The organism is Bacillus siamensis KCTC 13613 (assembly GCF_000262045.1).
GTDB classification, from domain to species: domain Bacteria; phylum Bacillota; class Bacilli; order Bacillales; family Bacillaceae; genus Bacillus; species Bacillus siamensis.
The window spans coordinates 202,082-225,924 of record NZ_AJVF01000013.1 but is presented as its reverse complement, the minus strand read 5'-3'; the positions used below and the strand labels follow the sequence as shown (position 1 = coordinate 225,924).

General features: G+C 48.6%; 9 protein-coding genes. All 9 read left to right on the top strand.

Annotated elements, in window-relative coordinates:
• Window positions 1-512 precede the first annotated feature (512 nt).
• The 9 genes from Y79_RS0101150 (at window position 513) to Y79_RS0101110 (ending at window position 23,843) form a co-directional block, all read left to right on the top strand.
• Window positions 513-1,190, top strand: a complete 678-nt coding sequence (locus tag Y79_RS0101150) for an MBL fold metallo-hydrolase (protein ID WP_016936051.1) — start codon at window positions 513-515, stop codon at window positions 1,188-1,190.
• A gap of 314 nt (window positions 1,191-1,504) precedes the next feature.
• Window positions 1,505-2,374, top strand: a complete 870-nt coding sequence (fabD, locus tag Y79_RS0101145; RefSeq protein WP_016936050.1) for an ACP S-malonyltransferase — start codon at window positions 1,505-1,507, stop codon at window positions 2,372-2,374.
• Between the two features lie 134 nt (window positions 2,375-2,508).
• Entirely contained in the window at window positions 2,509-3,483 is a 975-nt protein-coding gene (locus Y79_RS0101140; RefSeq protein WP_016936049.1) for an acyltransferase domain-containing protein, read from the top strand.
• Between the two features lies 1 nt (window position 3,484).
• A complete protein-coding gene (gene fabD, locus Y79_RS0101135; protein WP_016936048.1) occupies window positions 3,485-5,725 on the top strand; it encodes an ACP S-malonyltransferase in 2,241 nt (746 codons plus the stop codon).
• Window positions 5,726-5,792: 67 nt separating this feature from the next.
• Window positions 5,793-6,041: an acyl carrier protein gene (locus tag Y79_RS0101130; protein WP_016936047.1), complete on the top strand. Its 249-nt coding sequence runs from the start codon at window positions 5,793-5,795 to the stop codon at window positions 6,039-6,041.
• A gap of 51 nt (window positions 6,042-6,092) precedes the next feature.
• The gene (locus Y79_RS0101125) at window positions 6,093-7,355 is read left to right on the top strand and encodes a hydroxymethylglutaryl-CoA synthase family protein (RefSeq protein ID WP_016936046.1); all 1,263 of its coding nucleotides are present in this window, start codon (window positions 6,093-6,095) and stop codon (window positions 7,353-7,355) included.
• Window positions 7,352-8,125, top strand: a complete 774-nt coding sequence (locus Y79_RS0101120) for an enoyl-CoA hydratase/isomerase (protein ID WP_016936045.1) — start codon at window positions 7,352-7,354, stop codon at window positions 8,123-8,125. The genes Y79_RS0101125 and Y79_RS0101120 overlap by 4 nt, the downstream gene beginning before the upstream one ends.
• Before the next feature lie 9 nt (window positions 8,126-8,134).
• A complete protein-coding gene (locus Y79_RS0101115) occupies window positions 8,135-8,884 on the top strand; it encodes a polyketide synthase (protein ID WP_016936044.1) in 750 nt (249 codons plus the stop codon).
• A gap of 28 nt (window positions 8,885-8,912) precedes the next feature.
• Window positions 8,913-23,843: a non-ribosomal peptide synthetase gene (locus Y79_RS0101110; protein ID WP_016936043.1), complete on the top strand. Its 14,931-nt coding sequence runs from the start codon at window positions 8,913-8,915 to the stop codon at window positions 23,841-23,843.

Here is a 23,843-nt window from a genome sequence, read left to right as displayed (position 1 = left end):
CCATTAATCTTGCTCGCTATAAAACAACAGCTGAGTTTCCTTGTGAAGAATCTCCCTTTCATTTGATTTAAGCCACGTAAAATAGATTTTTATGAATTCGAATTATTCTCTCCTTAGAATGTGAGGTGAATTTATTGAATCAACTGTTAATCTTAAAAGAGATAATAGTGTGAAATTAGGTAAGTAAAAGCTGTCCGATTAGGGGCCTGCCCCTGTAAAGTGAGACAAAATAAAAACTAGATTTTTTTATTCTTTTTATCCGGAAATTATACCATTCTTCATTTTCTGAATAAAATCTCCTAAAGTATTCATGTAAATGAATATTCTTATTTACTTATATATTACGATAACAAATTTTAAAAACCGGCGGCTGGTTCTTTTGGTTGATTTGAACAGTTTTTTATCTTTACCGGAAAATCCATGGAAAAACGTGTTGTCATCTGGTAAAGTGGTTACAGCCGGCTGGGCGGCGGCAGCAGTCTGCCCGGATCTTTTGAATGGGAATGGTGACAATGGATCATACATATGAAGTGCATCAAATTAAAACCTATCACCAGATGTGGTCCAACTATTGTTATATTATCGCAGACCGCTCAAAAAAATCTGCGATAGCGGTGGACCCGTCCTGGGAAATCGACAAAATAACCGATAAACTGCATGAATTGGATGTTGATTTATCAGCTGTTTTATTAACACATTCACATTATGACCATGTAAACTTGGTGGAGCCGCTTCAGCAAATCTATCACTCTGATGTATACATGTCGTCAGCTGAAATCGATTACTATCAATTCCGGTGCAGAAACTTAATAGCGCTTGAAGACGGCCAGACCTTTGCGGCGGGGGGATTTATCATCAAGAGCATACTGACTCCGGGACATACGGCCGGAGGGATGTGCTATTTGCTTTCTGATCACCTTTTTACCGGTGACACCGTGTTTACCGAGGGTTGCGGTATATGTCAGGACAGAGGCAGTTCTGCGGAAGATATGTTTAACAGTATACAGCGGATCAAAGCCTCCATTCCGCCGCATGTGCGAGTATATCCGGGGCATTCTTTCGGGGAGAAGCCGGGTCAAAAAATGGAGAGTCTTTTGAAAAACAATATTTACTTTCAAATTGACAAAAAAGAACATTTCGTGAATTTTCGCACCAGAAAAAATCAAAAAGGGCTGTTTCATTTTAAGTAGCGTATAATTTAGTTCTATTTAACTGCTTTTTCTTTCGGGATTAGAAATGTCTGAAATGAAATGATAGTAATTGCTTTCTTTTTGTCGATTTATGCCTGAGTAACAAGGGTTTGCGGGAAGGAGCGCAAGGCAGGCCGGGTGGGACATTCTGCTTATATCCGTTCCGAAAGACCTAAACACGCCTTCCCCTGGGAAAAAATAGGCATTCTTCAGGAGTCCGCATAGGATAAATTAACTTGACATGGTATTTTTGTGAAGTTACTATCAATTTGAACATGCTTCTTAACTGAATCCGAGAAAGGATGGCTGAGAAAATGATTACATACTTATTCCCAGGACAAGGTTCTCAAAAACAGGGAATGGGAAGTTCATTGTTTGATGAATTTAAAGACTTAACTGAGCAGGCTGATGACACACTCGGATATTCCATGAAACGGCTTTGTCTTGAGAATCCGTATTCCAACCTTCACAAGACGCAGTTTACTCAGCCCGCTTTATATGTAGTCAACGCGTTAAGCTATTTGAAAAAAATCCAAGACAATGACATAAAGCCGGATTATGTGGCCGGCCACAGTTTGGGAGAATATAATGCGCTGTTTGCCGCAGGCGCTTTTGATTTTATTACGGGCTTGCAGCTTGTCCGTAAAAGAGGCGAATTAATGAGTATGGCCACTGACGGAAAAATGGCCGCCGTTATGGGATTAACTGCACCTCAAGCGGCAGATGTCCTTCAAACGAACGGATTACATACGATTGATATTGCCAATATGAATTCTCCTCATCAAATTGTCATCTCCGGACGAAAAGAAGACATTGAAAGAGCCAAAAGCGTATTCGAAGGAATAAAAGATGTGACGATGTTTCATCCGTTAAACGTAAGCGGCGCTTTTCACTCGAGATATATGAGTGAAGCAAAACAAGAGTTTGAAAAATTTTTACAGTCATTTCATTTTTCTGCTATATCAATTCCTGTCATTTCTAACGTCCATGCCAGACCTTATGAACAAGACGAAATCCCCTCCGTTCTGGCTGATCAGATCGACCATTCAGTACGATGGCACGACAGCATCCGCTATCTCCTGAACATCGGGCGGATGGAATTTGAAGAAATAGGCCCGGGCCATGTGCTGACAGGACTTATTCACCGCATCAAAAAAGAAACTGAAGCTTCACCCGCCATGTAGCGGAACATAAGACAAAATTCTTTTCTCACACAACATTGCCCAGTCATACAACATCACGATCACTTCACTTCACGACATCACGAAACACTCACAAATCAATATTTTAAAAAAATATGCAGCGAAAAGGAGAACAAATGAGCCAGCCAATTGTTTTCATGTTTTCCGGACAGGGTTCCCAATATTATCACATGGGAAAAGAGCTGTTTGCACATAACGCCGTTTTTCGGCAGAAAATGCTCGACTTGGACGATTTTGCCGCCAGCCGTTTCGGTGTTTCTGTCCTTAAAGAGATTTATCATACAGCCAATCGTCTGTCCGACCCATTTGACCGCCTTCTTTTCAGCCATCCCGCCATTTTTATGGCTGAGTACGCACTCGCGTATGCTTTGGAACAAAAAGGCATACGTCCCGATTGCGTAATCGGAGCGAGCCTCGGTGAATATGCGGCGGCCGCTGTGTCAGGTGTGCTCAGCCCCGAAGACGCTTTAGATTGCGTGCTGGAGCAGGCCGAAATCATTATGGAAACATGCCGAAACGGCAGCATGCTTGCGGTACTGGGGAATCCGAAATTATACCAAGATGATCCGCTGCTCCATGAAAATAGTGAATTGGCCGCTGTTAACTATCAATCTCACTTTGTCATCTCTGGAGAGCAGGGACACATCAGAAAAATCATAGACGACCTGAGAGAAAAGCAGATTCCTCATCAGCTGCTGCCGGTATCATACGGGTTTCACTCAGCGATGGTTGATCAGGCGGAGCATCCGTACAAGCGCTTTTTGGCTCAGAAATCAATCCGGACTCCGTTTATTCCGTTCATTTCCAGTGCAACTGGAGAGGCTGAGACGGAAATTCAAGCGGACTTTTTCTGGAATGCCGTCAGAAAGCCGATTCGATTCCGCGAAGCGCTTCAATTTGCTGAAAGCCGCGAAAAGGGATTGTATATCGATGCCGGGCCTTCCGGAACATTGGCCGCATTTGCCAAACAGATTCTTCCCGCAGGATCGGCTGAACGCATCCGTACCATTATGACGCCGTTCCATAAAGAACAAACCCATTTGCAGCAAATCGAAGACATCATTTTATCATCGCTCGGAAGGAGACTGTAAGATGATCAGCTTTGTTTTTCCCGGCCAAGGTTCGCAAAGAGTAGGGATGGGAGAGGAGCTGTTCGGCCGCTACCCTGAATTAACCGCAAAGGCCGATCATATTCTCGGATATTCCGTTCAGGAGCTGTGCAGGGACGGAGAACGTCTCAATCAGACTCAATTCACTCAGCCGGCACTCTATGTCGTCAATGCTTTGAGTTATTTGAAAAAAACAGAAGAAACCGGCTTGAAACCGGATTTTACCGCCGGACACAGTTTAGGAGAATATAACGCGTTATACGCCTCGGGAGCCTTTGATTTTGAAGAAGGCTTGCAGCTGGTCAAAAAGAGGGGCGAACTGATGAGCCGCGCAAAAGGAGGCGGCATGGCAGCGGTGATCGGCCTGACTCATGAGCGGGTGACGGACGTTTTAAGAGAATATCAATTACATATGATTGATATCGCCAACATGAACACACCGCAGCAAATTGTCCTTTCCGGATATAAAGAAGATATTGAAAAAGCCGCAGCCGTATTTGAATCTATAAATGGCGTGAAAATGGTTCACCGCTTAAATGTCAGCGGCGCTTTTCATTCCAGATACATGCTCGAGGCGAAGGAGGAGTTTTCACGGTTTATTGAATCTTTCCATTTTAAGCCGCTGTCTATTCCGGTCATTTCAAATGTGACGGCAAGGCCTTATGAGCAGAGTGAGCTGAAAGAAACACTCGCCGCGCAAATAACGGGATCTGTGAACTGGACAGACAGCATCCGTTTCTTAATGGGACGAAAGAACATGAGCTTTGAAGAAATCGGTCCCGGAAAAGTGCTGACCGGGCTGATCCAAAGAATTACAGCTGAAGCGAAGCCGATAACAGATGAAATCAAAGCTCCGGCTGCGGCTGAAAAAAGCTCAATTACGGCGGCATCTTTAGGAAATGAAGAGTTTAAACGTGATTATCAGCTGAAATACGCCTATCTGGCCGGCGGCATGTACCGAGGAATCGCTTCGAAGGAGATGGTCGTCAGGCTGGCCAAAAAAGGAATGATGGGCTTTTTCGGAACAGGCGGATTAAGCATCGGACAGACGGAGGACGCCATTTTGTCAATTCAGCATGAGCTTCGTGACGGCGGTTCCTTCGGCATAAATGTTGTACATAATATGAAGCATGCAGATTCTGAAGAAAAAATGGTTGATCTTTTACTGAAGCATGGGGTGCAGAATTTGGAAGCATCAGCATTTTTAACGGTTACTCCCGCTTTAGTCAGGTTTCGCGCTAAGGGATTAAAGCGAAGTGCTGACGGACAAGTGACAGCGCGTCAGCGGATTATCGCCAAACTGTCCCGTCCGGAAGTAGCGGAAGCGTTTCTCAGTCCGGCGCCTGATCATATGTTGCAAAAGCTTGCAGCCGAAAACAAGATTACTGCAGAAGAAGCGAATCTGATGAGAGAAATACCCGTTGCGCATGACATCTGCGTGGAGGCCGATTCGGGCGGCCATACTGACGGCGGAACTGCTTACAGCCTTATGCCGGCGATCGTCCGTTTAAGAGATGACATGATGAAAAAATATCGATACGGCAAAACCGTCCGTATCGGAGCCGCAGGGGGTATCGGAACGCCTGAGGCTGCCATGGCCGCATTTATGCTCGGCGCTGATTTTATTGTGACCGGGTCCATTAACCAATGCACCGTTGAAGCGGCGACAAGCATTCCCGTCAAGGATCTGCTTCAGCAGATGAATGTACAGGACACGGCTTACGCGCCGGCCGGCGATATGTTTGAATCAGGCAGCAAAGTGCAGGTATTAAAGAAAGGACTGTTCTTCCCGACCCGCGCCGCTAAACTGCATGAACTGTATCAGCGTCACGGCTCAATTGAAGAAATTGATGAAAAGACAATCAGACAAATAGAAGAGAAGTATTTTAAGGCAAGTGTAAGCAGTGTTTATGAAAAAGTGAAGGCGCACTATTCGAGAGAAGACATTTCAAAAGCCGAACGGAATCCGAAACAGAAAATGGCGCTCATATTCAAATGGTATTTCAGGCAAAGCTCCGCCTCGGCGATTAAAGGAGATCCCGATGCCAAGGTAGATTACCAGATTCATTGCGGGCCGGCATTGGGAGCCTTCAATCAATGGGTGAAAGGTACGGAGCTGGAATCCTGGAAAAACCGCCATGCCGATGGAATCGGCCTGCGGCTGATGGAAGAGACGGCCTCGCTTTTGAATCAGAAGTTACGTTCATTTTTGCAAACGTGTTGACAAGACGAAATGATAGATTGAAAACATGGAATATTCATAAAAAGGATGAAACAGGGAGGAACTGACAATGAGTAAAGATAGAATCTTTGAATTGCTGCAGAACACAATTTACGAGGTTTTGCCTGATTTAGAAGGCGAACGGCTCTCACATGAAGACCGTTTAGTTGATTTGGGGGCGGATTCAGTGGATCGTGCAGAAATTATCACGATGATGCTGGAGGAATTATCTTTGCAGATCCCGCGTGTGGAGCTGACAGGAGTCTCAAACATCGGCGAATTGGCTGAAAAGCTTTATGAAAAGGTACAGGCCGTCTGATAAAACGGCGCAAAAATCTGGAGCTCAAAATTCATATTGGAGGCGAAGTTCATGACTGCTGCCGGAATAGAAGCGATAAATGTGTTTGGCGGGACGGCATACCTCGATGTCATGCAGCTGGCGGAGTACAGAAACTTAGACCCTGCCAGATTTGAGAATTTACTGATGAAAGAAAAAGCGGTGGCGCTTCCCTATGAAGACCCCGTTACATTCGGCGTTAACGCGGCAAAGCCGATTATCGACCGATTGACAGAGGCTGAAAAAGACAGAATCGAGCTGCTGATTACCTGCTCGGAGTCCGGCATCGACTTCGGAAAATCACTCAGTACATATATTCATGATTACTTAGGCCTCAACCGGAACTGCCGTTTATTTGAACTGAAGCAAGCCTGCTATTCAGGAACGGCGGGCCTGCAGATGGCGCTTAACTTTATTTTGTCCCAGACGTCCCCAGGAGCGAAAGCGCTTGTCGTTGCAACGGATATTTCCCGGTTTTTAATTGCCGAAGGCGGCGATGCGTTAAGCGAAGATTGGTCTTACGCAGAACCGAGCGCCGGAGCGGGTGCCGTCGCCTTATTGATCGGTGAAAATCCGATCGTATTTCAGGCGGATGCGGGCGCAAACGGCTACTACGGCTATGAGGTGATGGATACATGCCGCCCGATCCCGGACAGTGAAGCCGGTGACGCTGACTTGTCATTGATGTCTTACCTTGATTGCTGTGAACAGACATTTCGCGAGTACAAAAAACGTGTGCCGGGCGCTGACTACAAAGAGACGTTTCACTACCTTGCTTTCCATACACCGTTTGGCGGCATGGTAAAAGGAGCCCACCGGACGATGATGCGAAAGCTTGCAAAAGCGAAAAACGCTGAGATCGAACAGGATTTTCAAACAAGGGTAGAGCCGGGGCTCCGCTACTGCCAACGAGTCGGAAACATTATGGGTGCAGCCTCTTTATTGGCTCTTGCCAGTACGATTGACCAAGGGGCATTCGGCACTTCTAAACGGATCGGCTGTTTCTCCTACGGGTCAGGATGCTGTTCGGAATTTTACAGCGGCGTTGTGACGCCTGAGGGACAGGCGCGGCAGCATTCTTTCAAGATAGAAGAGCATCTGAACGACAGATACAGGCTGTCCATGGAGGAGTATGAAGAACTGTTTAAAGGCAGCGGTTTGGTCAAATTCGGAACCCGGAATGTCAAATTGGACATGAATATGATTCCGAACATTTTAGACCATCATACCGGAAGCCCCCGTTTATATTTGGAAGAAATCACGGAATTTCACCGGAAATACAGGTGGATCCCGTGACCTATGAGACGATAAACGTCCGTTTTCAGCAAAATGTCTGTTTCATCACCTTTTATCGGCCTGAAGCCAACAATACGATTAATGAGCGTTTAGTGGAGGAATGTCTGCATGTTCTTTCTGAATGTGGGGACTCCATTACCTCCGTAGTGCTTGAAGGGCTGCCGGAGGTATTTTGTTTCGGGGCGGATTTCGATGAGATGTACGAGAAAATGAGACAGGGCATGCAGCATGCGGAATCACAGGAGCCGCTTTACCGTTTGTGGCTGGCATTAAAATCCGGGCCGTACATCACCATCGCCCGCGTGCGCGGAAAAGTAAATGCGGGAGGTGTCGGATTTGCTGCCGCGTGCGATATCGTCATCGCAGACGAGAGTGCTTCATTCAGTTTATCTGAGCTGTTATTCGGGCTGTATCCCGCCTGCGTTCTGCCGTTTTTAATTCAAAGAATCGGATTTCAAAAGGCGCATTATATGACGATTATGACAAAGCCCGTGCCGGCAAGGCAGGCGCTTGAATGGGGACTTTGTGACGTATGCGTTTCGGACAGCGCAACAGAGCTGAGAAAGCATTTGCTGCGCCTTCGTCCGCTGTCGAAAAAAGCAGTCATCCGCTATAAACGATACATGGATTCCTTAAACGACCTTGTTCATCGTTCGAAATCCGCTGCTTTAGCCGAAAATCAAGCGATGTTTTCAGATCCGGATAACCAATCAGCCATCATCCGTTATGCAGAAACGGGGCGGCTTCCTTGGGAAACGGAGAACAGTTAGGAGGATATCATGCCGAACGCCGCAGTTGAACTTCTCGAAATTGAACCGGAAATTATCCAAGTGACAATGCAGGATAAAACACACAAAAATGCCTTCTCCAAAGAGCTGACGGATGGATTGATGGAGGCTTTCGCCCGTATTAAAAAATCGTCCGTCTATAAAGCTGTGATTTTAACAGGCTACGGTCATTACTTTGCTTCCGGAGGCACACAGGAAGGCTTACTCAGGATTCAGCAGGGCATCACGAAATTTACGGAAGACCGCATGTACTCTTTAGCGCTGGAATGTGATATCCCCGTCATTTCCGCCATGCAGGGCCACGGAATCGGAGGCGGTTTTGTCATGGGGCTTTTCAGTGATTTTGTCATTTTAAGCAAAGAAAGCGTGTATACCGCAAACTTTATGAAATACGGCTTCACCCCCGGAATGGGCGCTACCTTTATCGTTCCGCAGAAGCTTGGGGCAAGCCTCGGACATGAAATGCTGTTAAACGGAGGCCATTACCGCGGCGGTGACCTGGAGAAAAGAGGGGTGCCTTTTCCGGTGCTTCCGAGGCAGGAAGTATTGGGATACGCACAGGAACTGGCCCGTGAGCTTGCGGAAAAACCGAGAAACTCGTTAATCACATTGAAAAGGCACTTGGTGACGCCGTTTCGCGAGCAGCTTCCGGCCGTCATTGAGAAGGAGTTAATCATGCATGACCAGACGTTTCATGATGATGAAGTGAAAAAACGAATCACGACGATGTACGGAGTATAAGACATACAGATGAAATGGAGGCAGCTCTATGAAAAGTGATATGAAGGCAAGCGGGTTACTCAAGCCATCTGTCAGCTATGGAAAATCATTGCGGCTTTCAGCGGATCAGCCGATGACGATTCCTGAAGTCCTGCATAAAACCGCCGCGGCAGCGGGAGATCAAAAGGGCATCACATATATACAGCCTGACGGCACCGAAGTGTATCAGACTTACAGCGGTTTGAAAAAGATCGCTCTTTCGATTGTGAAAGGACTCCGCCAATCAGGCGTGAAAGCCCATGATGAAGTCATTTTACAGCTCAGTGACAATTCTCAGCTGATTCCTGCTTTTTGGGGCTGTGTTTTTTTAGGAGCGATCCCGGTTCCGCTTGCGGCCGCTCCGGCTTATACAGAAATGAACAGCGGGACGCAAAAACTGAAAGACGCTTGGACGCTTTTGAATCAGCCGTATGTCATCACAAGCCGTGAAGTGCTGACGGAGATGACTGAATGGGCGAAGGATCAGGAGCTTTCCGGGTTCTGCGCTTTGGCAGCAGAAGATCTTTCCGCGCATGAAATGGATACAGACTGCCATTATCCCCGTCCGGAAGATCTGGCGATGCTGCTGTTGACCTCGGGAAGCACAGGCACGCCGAAAGCCGTGATGCTCAGCCATGAAAACATCGTCTGCATGGTCAAAGGAAATATTCAGATGCAAGGCTATACAAGTGAGGATGTCACGTTTAACTGGATGCCTTTTGACCATGTCGGCGGTATCGGAATGCTTCATCTGCGTGATGTTTATCTCGGGTGTGAAGAAATCAACATACCGAGTGAATCCATTTTGATGGACCCTTTAAAATGGCTCGATCTGATTGATCATTACCGTGCTTCGGTCACGTGGGCGCCCAATTTTGCCTTCGGACTCCTCGCCGATTTCGCAGAAGAGATTCAAACGCGGAAATGGGACCTATCCTCCATGCGTTATATGCTGAACGGAGGGGAGGCCGCGGTTGCGAAAGTCGGACGCAGAATTATGGAGCTTTTAGAGCCGCACGGTCTGCCGGCTAATGCCATCCGTCCCGCATGGGGAATGTCTGAAACGTCTTCAGGGGTTATTTTCTCAGATGAGTTTACGCTGGAAAACACGAGTGATGACGACCGCTTCGTGGAGATCGGTCTGCCGATTCCGGGGTTTAATATGAGAATTGCGGATGACCGCAATCAGGTGGTGGAAGAAGGAGAAATCGGCCGCTTCCAAGTGTCGGGTCTGACTGTGACGAGCGGATATTATGAGCGGCCGGACTTAAATGAGACTGTCTTTACAGAAGACGGCTGGTTTGAAACGGGAGATCTCGGATTTCTGCGGGAAGGCCGTCTGACGATAACGGGCCGCACGAAAGATGCCATCATTATCAACGGTGTGAATTATTACAGCCACGCCATTGAATCAGCCGTTGAGGAATTGCCGGAAATTGAAACGTCATATACAGCGGCATGCGCCGTCCGGCCGAATCAAAGCACGACAGATGAGCTGGCGATTTTCTTTGTGACATCTGTTCCATTGGATGAGAACCGCATGACGAAGCTTCTTCATCACATTCACCAGCACGTGACACAGAGAATCGGCGTTACCCCAGATTATCTGCTTCCGGTCGCAAAAGAAGACATTCCTAAGACGGCGATCGGGAAAATCCAGCGCACCCAGCTGAAACATTCATTCGAACAAGGGCAATTTGCTTCATTACATAATAACGGGCAAGAAGACGGCACTTCGAAATCAGTTTCTAAAGAGAAAGAAATTGAACGGGATTTTATCCGCTTTCTGAAAGAGGAACTTTCCATTGCGGATGAACTTGTTGATTCAAATACACCGCTTCAAAGTCTTGGCGTCAATTCGATTAAGATGATGAAACTCGCCAGATCAATCGAAAAAATGTATCATATCCGGCTGACGGCAAGAGAGCTGCACAAAAACCCGACGATTGGCGCTTTAGCCGCTTATACTGCTGAAAAAGCGGCAAGCATGTCCGCTGACCAACACCCGGCAAAAGCCGAACCGCCGGCAGAACGGGAGAGCAAGCAAACGGCGCCAGCGCTTTCAGAAGTTCAAAAAGGGCTGTGGACATTGCAGAAAATGTCGCCGGAATCGGCTGCATACCATGTCCCGCTCTGTTTCCGATTCACATCAGAAATCGACAAAGAGAAACTGAAACAGGCGTTTCAGCTTGTATTAAAACAGCACCTGATACTCAAAAGCGCCGTAAAGGAAACAGACGGCGGGTTTTATTTTGCAGAAGCGGCTGATCCTTTTGTATTTTCGGAAGAAGATATTTCTGACGTCAATGAATCACAAATATCAACTCTGATACGAAAAAAAGTGAAAGAGCCGTTTGTCAAAGAAGGCGGGCCTTTGCTGCGTGTGCAGCTGCTTTCAAAATCCGTCTCGGAACATTATCTTTTAACGGTCATTCACCATATCGTGTTTGACGGTATTTCATCCATTACATTTATTCACAGTCTGCTGGATCACTATCAGGCGCTGCTGCAGGGAGAAGAATTTACAGCTGGTGCTTCCGTACATTCAGATTACGCGGTTTGGGAAAAGCGGTACTTGGCAAGTGAGGAAAGCAAGAAAGACCGCGCTTACTGGATGGAACAGCTCGGAGGCGGCCTGCCCGATCTTCAGCTTCCGCCGATGCGCACGGACAGCAGTGCTCCGGAGTTTACAGAAGAAACGCTGACACGCAGGCTTCCTGAACGGCTGCTGAAAAATGTCACGGCATTTGCCGCATCGCGTTCGATTCAATTGTCCACCGTCATGCTGAGCTGCTACATGGTGCTTTTAAGCAAGTATACGGATGAGGAAGATATTGTGACAGGCATGCCTGCAATGGTCAGACCGGAAGAACGCTTTGACGGGGTGATCGGCCATTTCCTCAACATGCTTCCCATCCGGAGCAGAGCCGGACGGAAAGAAACATTTGCTGATTTTGTTCAAAAGGTGCAGGATGCGGTTTTGGACGGACTGGATCACTCATTTTATCCGTTTCCGAAAATGGTGCGTGATGTTCATGCGACACCTCGGCAGAACGGTTCGCCTATTTTCACTAATGCTTTTTTCTATCAGAATTTTTTGCAGCATTCAAGCTACCAATCGATGCTTGATGAATACAAGGAATTCTCCTGTGAGTTTGTAAAAGGCATTCATCAGGAAGGGGAATATGATCTTGTATTTGAAATGTGGGAAGAAGCATCGGGTATGGATCTTACGATTAAATACAGCACTGAATTATTTGATGAAGCCGGGGCAGTCAGACTTTTTAACCAATTTGTACAGGCAGCAGAATCTTTGACGGCAAACGCGGATATGCCGCTTGAGAATGTTTCTCTCATGGCAAAAAGCGAGGAGCAAAAGATTTTTAAGACTTGGAATGAGACAAGCCGCGAGTATCCGGATGCCTGCTTCCATGAATTATTCGAACGTCAGGCGGCAGAAACGCCTGATGCCTGTGCGGTTATATATGAACAGCAAAAACTGACATACCGTGAACTTGATGAAAAAAGCACGAAACTGGCGCTCTATTTGCAGGCGCACGGCGCGGGGCCTGATGATCTCATCGGCATTTATACAGATCGTTCATTGCATATGGCTGTCGGCCTTCTCGGCATTTTAAAAGCCGGTGGAGCGTATGTGCCGCTTGATCCTTCTTACCCTGCTGACAGATTGGAATATATGATTGCTGACAGCAGGATTTCAATGTGCCTGACGACAGCTGATTTAGAGCACTCTTTGAACTGGGGAGGGGTGCAGACAGCAGCCATTGACCGCGATTGGTCTGATATTGAAGAGACCGCGGGGGAAAGAATGGCGCTGAAACGGCTGGTGACGCCTGAAGACCTGGCGTATGTCATTTACACGTCAGGCAGCACGGGCAAACCGAAAGGCGTCATGATTCCGCATCGGGCGCTGACCAATTTCTTGATCTCGATGGCGCATGAACCGGGGCTTTCGTCCGAAGATAAACTGCTTGCCGTCACGACATATTGCTTTGACATCGCAGCATTGGAGCTGTACCTTCCCTTAATCACAGGAGCGGAATGCCATATCTGTAAGACAGAAGTCACAAAAGATGCCCGGAAGCTGAAAGAACTGATTAAGGAGTACAAACCGACGATCATGCAGGCGACGCCGTTTACGTGGAAAATGCTCTTTCATTCCGGATGGACAAATGAAGAAAAGGTGAAAATCCTTTGCGGCGGTGAGGCGCTTAGCGAGCAATTGAAGCAGCAGTTTCTCGATACGAAAAGTGAGGCTTGGAATATGTTCGGGCCGACAGAGACGACAATCTGGTCCGCGGTGCAGCGTATAACGGAAAATGAGAGCGCGCTTACGATCGGGCGCCCGATCGCCAACACCCGTGTGTATATGATGGATTCCAGCCTCAACCCTGTTTTAGAAGGGGTGCCGGGAGAGCTTTGTATTGCGGGAGACGGATTGGCAAGAGGGTATTTCAACAAGCCTGAGCTGACGGACAAAGCCTTTGTCAGCCACCGGCTGGAACAGGGATCAAAACTTTATAAAACAGGCGATATGGCGCGTTTTCTTCCCGGCGGCCGCATTGAATACATGGGACGGATGGACAGCCAAGTCAAAATTCGCGGCTACCGGATTGAACCCGGAGATATTGAGAGCCGGCTGAATGCCCATCCGGCCGTACAGGAAAGCGTTGTTGTTGTAAACAATCACTCCGGAAATGAAAAGCTTTGCGCATTTTATATCCTGAAAAACGGAGAGAAGCTTCCGTCTTCAAAGGAATTGCGCAGGCATTTGAAACAAGCGCTGCCGGCCTATATGGCGCCAGCTTCCTTTGTCCGTCTTGAAGAGCTGCCGCTTACGCCGAACGGAAAAGTTGACCGTAAGCTTCTTGCAGCGCGCGATTTGACAGAGAAAAAGCCGGAAACAAAAACATTTTCTTCATCTCATATTCAGCAGGCGGTGCTTGCGATTTGGCAGGACGTATTAAAAAGCAGTGACATAGCGCTTGATGACCGCTTTTTTGATGCGGGAGGGGATTCGCTCCTTGCCGTAACTGTCACTGACCGGATGTCGCGGGAACTGGATTGTGATTTCAGTGTGACGGAGCTGTTTGAATACGCGACGGTAAAAGACATCAGCCGGTATATCGCTGAACAAAAACCGCAAGAAACCGTTTTTGCATCTGTATCAGAAAAGAAAATGAATGCAGAAAACCGCGAAAACCTGACGGGAAAATTTCCCGATTATTATGAAGAAAGCGTCGCGGTTATCGGTATATCCTGTGAGTTTCCGGGAGCGAAAGACCATTATGAGTTTTGGAATAACATCAAAGAAGGCAAAGAAAGCATCACCTTCTTTTCAAAAGAGGAGCTCCGCCGTTTCGGTGTTTCTGAAGAACTGGCTGATCATCCCGGCTTCGTCCCGGCTAAAGCCGTTTTAGAAGGAAAAGAAATGTTTGATCCGGGTTTCTTCGGCTTTTCACCGAAAGATGCGGAATATATGGATCCTCAGCTGAGAATGCTTTTGCTCCATTCATGGAAGGCGATTGAGGATGCGGGATATGTCTCAACAGACATTCCGGAAACAAGCGTGTATATGTCTGCAAGCGCCAACTCTTACCGCAGCCTGCTGCCGGAGGAGACGACAGCACAGCTGGAAACGCCTGATGGATATGTGTCATGGGTTCTTGCCCAAAGCGGGACGATTCCGACGATGATTTCTCATAAACTCGGATTGAAAGGGCCGAGCTATTTTGTCCATGCCAACTGCTCATCTTCTTTAATCGGCCTGCATTCGGCTTTTCAAAGCCTGCAGTCCGGCGAAGCCAAGTACGCCCTTGTCGGCGGTGCGACCCTTCATACGGAATCAAGTGCCGGGTATGTTCATCAGCCTGGGCTGAATTTTTCAAGCGACGGGCATATTAAAGCGTTTGACGCGGCTGCTGACGGAATGATCGGCGGTGAAGGGGCCGGTGCCGTACTTTTGAAAAAAGCGTCCGATGCCGTTAGGGACGGCGACCATATTTATGCGCTGCTGCGCGGAATCGGCGTCAATAACGACGGAGCGGATAAGGTCGGATTTTACGCGCCGAGCGTCAAAGGACAGGCTGAGGTCATTCAGAAGGTCATTGATCAGACGGGTATCCATCCTGAAACGATCGCGTACGTCGAAGCGCACGGCACGGGAACAAAACTCGGCGACCCGATCGAACTGTCCGCGCTTCAATCTGTGTACGGCCGATACACAGATAAAAAACAATACTGCGGCATCGGTTCAGTCAAAACAAATCTTGGGCATTTGGATACAGCCGCCGGAATGGCGGGCTGCATCAAGGTCGTCATGAGCTTATATCATCAGGAAATCGCGCCGAGCATCAATTACAAAGAGCCGAATCCTCATCTTCATTTAGAAGACTCTCCGTTTTACGTTGCGGAAGGAAAAAAAGAGTTAACCCGTGAGAACACAGCGCACCGCATGGCTTTAAGCTCTTTCGGGCTTGGCGGAACAAATACACATGCGATTTTTGAAGAATATCCCGAGGTGTCTGAAGCAGCAGAATGGACAGGTCCGTACATTATTCCGCTGTCTGCCAGAAAACAAGACCGTCTGAAGGAGTACGCAAAACGGCTGCTGGCTTTTCTCGATGCAAAAACGGACGCCGATCTTGCGGATATTTCCTACACTTTCCAAGTCGGAAGGGAAGCGATGGAGGAGCGTGCGGCCTTTATCACAAGCAGCGCTGCGGAGCTGAAGCGGCAGCTTGCCGATTTTATCAATGATAAGCCGGCTGTAGCAGGCTGCTTCAGGGGAGAAAAACAGCAGGCAAAAGACATCGCCTGGCTTTCTGATGATGATGACAGCGCTGAACTCATTGAGAAATGGCTTGCGAAAGGAAAGGGTTCGAAGCTATGTGAAATGTGGAGTAAAGGTGTCGCCATCAATTGGCACAAGCTTTACAAAGACAAGCATCCGAAGCGGATCAGTGTGCCGGTCTACCCGTTTGCAAAGGAACCGTACTGGCCGAAAAAAGCTGAAACGAAAACATCTGCCGCACACACCGGAATCTCTGTTTTACACCCGCTCGTGCAGCAAAACACGTCAGACTTGGCCGTTCAGCGGTTCAGCTCACGGTTTACAGGCTCTGAATTTTTCCTGAAGGATCATGTGGTCAGAGAAAAAGCGGTGCTGCCGGGAGCGGCATATTTGGAAATGTCTTATGAAGCGGTAAAACGGGCGCTTGGCGGTTTATTAAAGGATCAAGACAGAATAACGCTCCATCATACGGTCTGGATGAAACCGATCGTCGTTCACGAACAAGAGCGCCAAGTCCATATTGCGCTGTTTCCTGAAGAAGACGGCATCATCTCGTATGACATTTACAGCGTAAACGCTGACGATGAAGAAGTGCTGCACAGCCAAGGACGGGCTGAAATCATAAAGGCAGACCGAGAGCCTGAGGCAGACCTTTCTGCCATACAAAGCAGGTGCACAGCGGACATTCTTGATCCGGCGTCCTTTTACCGGGAAGGCAGGAGCAGGGGGATGTTTCACGGAAAAGCATTCCAAGGCATTAAGTCCGCCTTTATCGGTGAAAGAGAAGTGCTTTCTGCCATACAGCTTCCGGATTCTGTTTCTCATACGAACGGACAATTTACGCTTCATCCGAGCATTATTGATTCGGCTATTCAGACGGCGACGATCTGCATTATGCAGGAGTTTTCCGGACAAAAGCTGATTCTGCCGTTTGCGCTGGAATATCTTGAAGTCATCAAAGCGTGCACGCCGACTATGCGGGCGCATGCACGCTTCAGCGAAGGATATCAAACTGGTGATTCCGTGCAGAAAGCCGACATTGACCTGTACGACGAAACAGGAGCGCTTTGCGTGAAGGTGAGAGGCTTCTCTACGAGAGTGCTTGAAGGCGATGCAGAATCGGCTCAGCCATCCGGCTCGGAAAAGGTCTTGTTTACACCGGTGTGGAAAGAAGCTGCGGCATCCGAGAAAGCTTCTGTCCATGCTGATGAGCATTTGATCATTCTTTGTGAAGATGCAGTCCATCTAAAAGATGAAGCGGCATCCGGTCTGAAAGATGCTGAACTGCTGATTGCGGAAGGTGAGGGCGGAACAGCCGCTGAACGCTTCCAAACCTATGCGCAGATGATCGCTGAACACATTCGGCGGATCATGAGCGAAAAAAGGCAGGGCCGCATTCTGATTCAGACCGTTATTTCAGCAGACGGCAGCCAGCAATTGTTTGCCGGATTAACAGGTTTGTTAAAAACAGCCGAGCTGGAATACGGAAAACTTGACTGTCAGCTCATCGAAATAGATTCAATCGGCAAAATACCTGCTGTCGCTCAAAAACTAAAAAACGACAGTCATCGGCCGCATGATAAACACATCCGTTATAAAGGAGAAAAAAGGTATGTGAAGGCCTGGGAAGAAATGCATCCTGCAGGAAGCGGACCCGTCTGGAAGGACGAAGGCGTATACCTGATTACCGGAGGCGCCGGAAGCTTAGGCTTGATGTTTGCAAAAGAAATCACTGATCGCGTAAAACACCCGAAGATCATTCTGACCGGCCGCTCAAATGTGACAGAAGCCAAGCAGCGTGAAATCGCCATGCTTCAACATGCGGGCGCACATGTCATCTGGAAAAAGCTGAATGCGGCAGACCGGCGGGAAAATGAGGCGCTGATAAAAGAGATTACGGCGGAATTCGGGGAGCTTAACGGAATTATTCACGCTGCGGGCGTGATACAAGACCGCTTCCTGCTGCAAAAAACGAAGGAAGAATTCCGGGAAGTGCTTGATCCGAAAGTGATCGGCACTGCTTATTTAGATGAAGCCAGCAAAGACTGCAGCCTTGACTTTTTCGTATTGTTCTCCAGTGTTTCCGGCGTTCTCGGCAATGTCGGGCAGGCTGATTATGCCGCCGGCAACGCGTTTATGGATGCGTACGCCGCTTACAGGCAGTCCCTTACGGAGAATGGCCTGCGGCACGGAAAAACGGTCGCCTTTAACTGGACGCTGTGGAAAGACGGCGGTATGCAGGCGGGAGACGAGACGGAGAGAATGATGAAAAAAGCTTTCGGCATGGTTCCGCTTCAAAAGGCGGCCGGCCTGTCTGCATTCTATGAAGGTCTGGCTCAGGAAAAGCCGCAAATTTTAGCAGCTGAAGGCTACAAGGCAAAATTGAAACAGACGTTCCTATCCATTTCTGAAGCTGACAAACAGCAGGAGAAGACGGCAGAGCCTGTATCAGCCGTTTCATCAGGCCAATGGCACGATTCGCTTATCCGAATGGTCAGTTCGATTTTAAAAGTCAGCCAAGACGAGATTGATATCGATACGGAGCTGAGTGAATACGGTTTTGATTCTGTATCATTTACCGTCTTTACAAATCAATTAAATGAAGCGTATCAGCTGGAGCTGGCACCGACGATCTTCTTTGAGCACGGCACGATCCGCAGTTTAGCGGAATATTTGACAGGTGAGGATGCCGGCTCTCCTTCTCAGCCGGAAGAAAAACAAGATGAAGAGGAAGCTCTTCCGATGCTTCATACCGCTTTGACAGACATGGTAAGCGGAATTTTAAAAGTCGGCCGTGAGGATATTGAGATTGAGACGGAATTGAGTGAATACGGTTTTGATTCCGTAACGTTCACCGTCTTTACAAATCAATTAAATGAAGCGTATCAGCTGGAGCTGGCGCCGACGATTTTCTTTGAGCACGGGACGATCAGCGGCCTGGCCGGATATTTGGCAAAAGAGCACCCGGGCCGTTTCGGCGAAAAGAAGAAAGAGACGCCGAAAAAAGAGCAGCCAAAAGCCCATAAGCCGAAAACGCAGCGAAGAACGCGTTTCGCGACGGTAATGCACGCTGCGGCAGAGACAAATGAACCGCGCCGCTTTGACCCGGTTGCGATTGTCGGAATCAGCGGCCGATTCCCGGGCGCAAAAGATATAGAGGAATTTTGGCGCAATCTGAAAGAAGGAAAAGATTCTATCACAACGATTCCGAAAGACCGCTGGGATTGGGAAGTGTTTAGTGGCGACCCGAATCTTGAAGGGAATAAAACGAATATCAAGTGGGGCGGCTTTATCGACGGAATAGCTGAATTTGATCCGCTGTTCTTTGGAATTTCACCGCGGGAAGCCCAATATTTAGATCCGCAGCAGCGGCTGTTATTGACTTATGCGTGGCGGGCGATAGAAGATGCGGGCTGTAAGCCGGAGAGCCTTTCCGGCACAAATACGGGCGTCTTTATCGGAACCGGAAATACCGGTTATAAAGATTTGTTCACAAGAGCAGGTCTTGCGCCGGAAGGACATGCAGCGACAGGCAGCATGATTCCTTCCATAGGTCCGAACCGTCTGAGTTATCTGTTAAATCTTCACGGGCCGAGCGAGCCGATTGAAACAGCATGCTCAAGCTCGCTTGTGGCGATCCATCGGGCGGTATCCGCCATAGAAAACGGAGAATGTGACATGGCGATTGCCGGAGGGATCAATACGATTTTGACGGAAGAAGCGCATATCAGCTACAGCAAAGCAGGCATGCTCAGCAAAGACGGAAAATGCAAAACCTTTTCCAAAGACGCCAACGGGTATGTCAGAGGAGAAGGCGCGGGCATTCTGATGCTGAAGAAATTGACAGATGCCGAACGGGACGGAAATCCGATTTACGGCGTCATCCGCGGGACGGCTGAAAACCACGGCGGCCGGGCGAATACGTTAACCTCGCCGAATCCGAAACTGCAGGCTGACTTATTGGTGAAAGCATACCGGAAAGCGGGAGTAGACCCGAGCACCGTCACTTATATTGAAGCGCACGGTACAGGAACGGAATTGGGTGATCCGATTGAAATAAACGGTTTGAAAGCGGCGTTTCACGAGCTGGCGAAAACAAATCAAGAGCCTGAAGTCTCCGGTCACCGCTGCGGCATCGGTTCGGTCAAAAGCAATATCGGCCATTTAGAGCTTGCCGCGGGAGTATCAGGCGTCATGAAAGTGCTTTTGCAAATGAAGCACAAAACGCTGGTGAAAAGCCTTCATTGCGAGACGATCAATCCTTACATTCAGCTGGATGACAGTCCTTTCTACATTGTGCGGGAAAATCAGGAGTGGACCGCTGCGGAAGATAGAAACGGAAATGCGATTCCGCGCCGGGCCGGGGTCAGCTCATTTGGCATCGGCGGGGTCAACGCCCATATTGTCATTGAAGAGTATGTTCCGAAAGAAACCGCTCAGCCTGAGCACGGTCCGGAAAACCCGGCGATCATCCTTCTGTCCGCCAAATCAAAAGAAAAACTGTTTGAACAGGCGCAGCAGCTGCAAAAAGCGATCCGCCAAACGCCGTACACAGATCAAGACTTGGCGGCTGTCGCTTATACGCTGCAAACCGGAAGAGACGAAATGGAAGAGCGTCTGGCCATTCTTGCAGCGACGATGGCGGAATTGGAAACAAAGCTGGAAGCTTTTACGGAAAATGAGAAAAACATCGCCGGACTGTATACCGGCCAGTCCCACCGCAATAAAGATACGTTTGCACTGTTTACGGCGGATGAAGATATGGACATCGTCATTGACGCCTGGATCAGAAAAGGAAAATTCGCCAAGCTGGCAGAGGTATGGGTGAAAGGCGGCGTGTTGAATTGGAACCGGCTGTATGAAAAAGGCACGCCGCGTTTACTCAGTCTACCGTCTTATCCATTCGCAAAAGACACGTATTGGGTGCCTGAGAATCCTGATAAAAATAAGGTCCATACAGAGGAACGGATCAAACGTATTCTGACGAAACAATGGGAACAGAGCCCGCTTGAACTGCGTGCACCGTATACACGCCCCGTTGCGATTTTGACAGGCGGGGACACAATCAATCTCGCAGAAGAAATCGCAGCGCATATACCGAATCACCGTATCATCACCGCATCAGGCTTTACCGGTGAATATGACTGGCAGGCGTTTGACGGAGTCATCGACCTCCTCGATGCAGCGAAAGAAGATTCTGAAGACATGACCGGTATCAATTGGCTTCAGCAATTGATTGAGCATGGGCATAAAGAAGGAATGACACTGCTTTGTGTCACGAAAGACCTTGAGTCAATAGAAAAAGAGGCCAATCAAATAACAGGAGCAAAACGGGCCGGTCTGTACAGAATGCTGGCGTACGAGTACAGCCATCTGTCATCAAGGCATCTCGACCTTGAAGGAGCGCTTTCGGACGACATATTGGCGAAGCAAATTGCCGATGAGTTTCATGCCCGTACTGATGATGCGGAAGTTTGCCGAAGAGGCGGCGTGCGTTACCGTGCCGTATTGAGAGCCTCAGAAAACATAGAGATGAAAGGCGGGAGAATTGATTTTCCGCACGGCCATGCGCTGCTGATCAGCGGGGGCACGAGGGGGATCGGTCTTTTATGCGCACGCCATTTTGCCGAACATTACGGAGTGAAAAAACTGGTGCTTACCGGCCGTGAGACCCTTCCGCCGCGACATGAGTGGACGGGCGGCCTGAATGGGGTGCAGGATTCTGTAAAAGCGAAAATTGATGCCGTTCTCGACTTGGAATCCAAAGGTGTACAAGTGAAGGTATTGTCCGTCCCATTAGCGGATGAAGCCGGACTGAGACAAGAACTGGATCAGATCAAACAGACGCTCGGACCAATCGGCGGGGTTATCCACTGCGCGGGTGTGACTGATAAAGAGACGCTCGCATTCATCAGAAAAACCGATGAGGATATACAGCGTGTGCTCGAGCCGAAAGTAGACGGGCTTCAGGCGTTATACAATGTTCTCAGCAGTGAACCGCTCAAGTTTTTCGTCCTGTTTTCTTCCGTGTCAGCTGCGATACCGGCGCTTTCAGCAGGACAGGCCGACTATGCCATGGCCAATGCGTATATGGATTATTTTGCAAACTCATACAAAGAGCAGCTGCCGATCGTAAGCATTCAGTGGCCGAACTGGAAAGAAACCGGAATGGGCGAAGTAACGAACAAAGCTTATAAAGAGAGCGGGTTATACAGCATCACGAATGCAGAAGGATTACAGCTTCTTGACGGCATACTTCTTGCATCAGCAAGAGGCCCTGTGCTGCCGGCCGTTTTGAATCCTAAGCTGTGGAAACCGGAGCAGTTCATGCGGCAAAGCAGCCAGGATAAGCCGATAAGTCCGGCTGCGGTAAAACCGAATAAAACAGCTGATTCGGCTGCGGACAACGAACAATTAACAAAGAAAACAGAAGAGTGGCTGATGGGATTATTTTCTGAAGAGCTGCGGATTGACCAGGATCAGCTTGAGACAGACGTATTATTCCAAGATTACGGAGTGGACTCCATTATCCTTGCCCAGCTTTTGCAGCGGATCAATCGGAATCTCTCAGCATCGCTTGACCCGTCCATTCTGTATGAATATCCGACGATTCAATCTTTCGCAAATTGGCTTCTCGATGGATATACAGAAGTTTTGTCAGATCTGTTTGATATGGCGGCGGGGCCTGTTATGAAGGCGCCGGCTGAGCCGGTAATTGAAACACAAGCCGTTAAGGCGGAAGAAGAGCCGGCCGGAAAACAGATTCACGGGGAAGATATCGCGGTCGTCGGCATGTCCTGCCGGTTTCCCGGGGCAGCTTCCTTAGAGGCATACTGGTCACTTTTGGCTGAAGGCCGTTCAGCCGTCCGTCCTGTCCCGGCTGAGCGTTGGGGTTTGAAGACACCTTATTACGCGGGAATGCTTGATGGAATTCATCAATTTGATCCGGATTTCTTTCTGCTGGCTGATGAGGATGTGAAGGCAATGGACCCTCAAGCTTTGGCTGTTCTGGAAGAATGTCTTAATCTGTGGTATCACGGGGGCTATACGCCGGATGAGATAAAAGGAGAGGCAATTGGTGTGTATCTTGGCGGACGGAGCCGGCACAGACCGGGTGAAGAGAAACTGCTGGACGCGAAAAATCCGATCGTCGCGCTGGGTCAGAACTATTTGGCCGCAAACCTCTCTCAATATTTTGATATGCGCGGCCCGAGTGTTGTCCTCGATACGGCTTGCTCTTCTGCTTTAGTCGGAATGAATATGGCCGTGCAGGCCCTTGCAACAGGAGAAATAAAAGCGGCCGTTGTCGGCGGTGTAAGCCTGTTTGAATCTGAAGAAACCCATAAATTGTTTGAACAGCGCGGCATTTTAAGTAAATCGCAGTCGTTCCATGTATTTGACGAACGCGCCGATGGAGTCGTACTGGGCGAGGGTGTCGGAATGGTTCTTTTAAAAACCGTGTCTCAGGCCGTTAAAGACGGAGATTCCATTTATGCCGTGGTGAAGGCGGCTTCTGTCAATAATGACGGAAGAACGGCGGGTCCGGCTACGCCGAGCCTTGAAGCGCAAAAGGCCGTCATGAAGACAGCTCTTGAAAAAAGCGGAAAACGGCCGGAAGACATCACTCATATTGAAGCGAACGGTTCAGGTACGGTCGTCACTGATCTATTAGAACTGAAGGCCATTCAATCCGTCTACCGCACAACAGATGGCGGACCGCTCGGAATCGGATCTGTGAAACCGAACATCGGGCACCCGCTTTGTGCGGAAGGAATTGCAAGTTTCATAAAAGTTGTGCTCATGCTGAAAGAAAAGAGCTTTATCCCGTTTTTATCAGGTGAGCATGAACTTGCACATTTCGACAGAGAAAAGGCCAATATCCAGTTCAGCCGCACTCTGACAGACTGGCCGTCACCAATACCGGCGGCAGGAATAAACTGCTTTGCCGACGGCGGAACAAACGCCCATGTCATTGTAGAAGCGTGGCAGGAAGACGAAGGACGCCGAATCAAGCGCCATCCTTTAACACCGCCTGTATTAAATAAGCGGCTGATTTCACAGGGCAAAGAAGAAACGAACGAAAAAGCTGCGGCAAACATCTGGGATACCTATGAAGTGGAGGTTTAA

What these genes read in the sequence shown, in the direction of transcription:
- Y79_RS0101115 (WP_016936044.1), top strand. Translation starts at nt 8,135, where the DNA reads ATGCCGAACGCCGCAGTTGAACTTCTCGAAATTGAACCGGAAATTATC.
- Y79_RS0101150 (WP_016936051.1), top strand. Translation starts at nt 513, where the DNA reads ATGGATCATACATATGAAGTGCATCAAATTAAAACCTATCACCAGATG.
- Y79_RS0101110 (WP_016936043.1), top strand. Translation starts at nt 8,913, where the DNA reads ATGAAAAGTGATATGAAGGCAAGCGGGTTACTCAAGCCATCTGTCAGC.
- fabD (WP_016936050.1), top strand. Translation starts at nt 1,505, where the DNA reads ATGATTACATACTTATTCCCAGGACAAGGTTCTCAAAAACAGGGAATG.
- Y79_RS0101130 (WP_016936047.1), top strand. Translation starts at nt 5,793, where the DNA reads ATGAGTAAAGATAGAATCTTTGAATTGCTGCAGAACACAATTTACGAG.
- Y79_RS0101140 (WP_016936049.1), top strand. Translation starts at nt 2,509, where the DNA reads ATGAGCCAGCCAATTGTTTTCATGTTTTCCGGACAGGGTTCCCAATAT.
- fabD (WP_016936048.1), top strand. Translation starts at nt 3,485, where the DNA reads ATGATCAGCTTTGTTTTTCCCGGCCAAGGTTCGCAAAGAGTAGGGATG.
- Y79_RS0101125 (WP_016936046.1), top strand. Translation starts at nt 6,093, where the DNA reads ATGACTGCTGCCGGAATAGAAGCGATAAATGTGTTTGGCGGGACGGCA.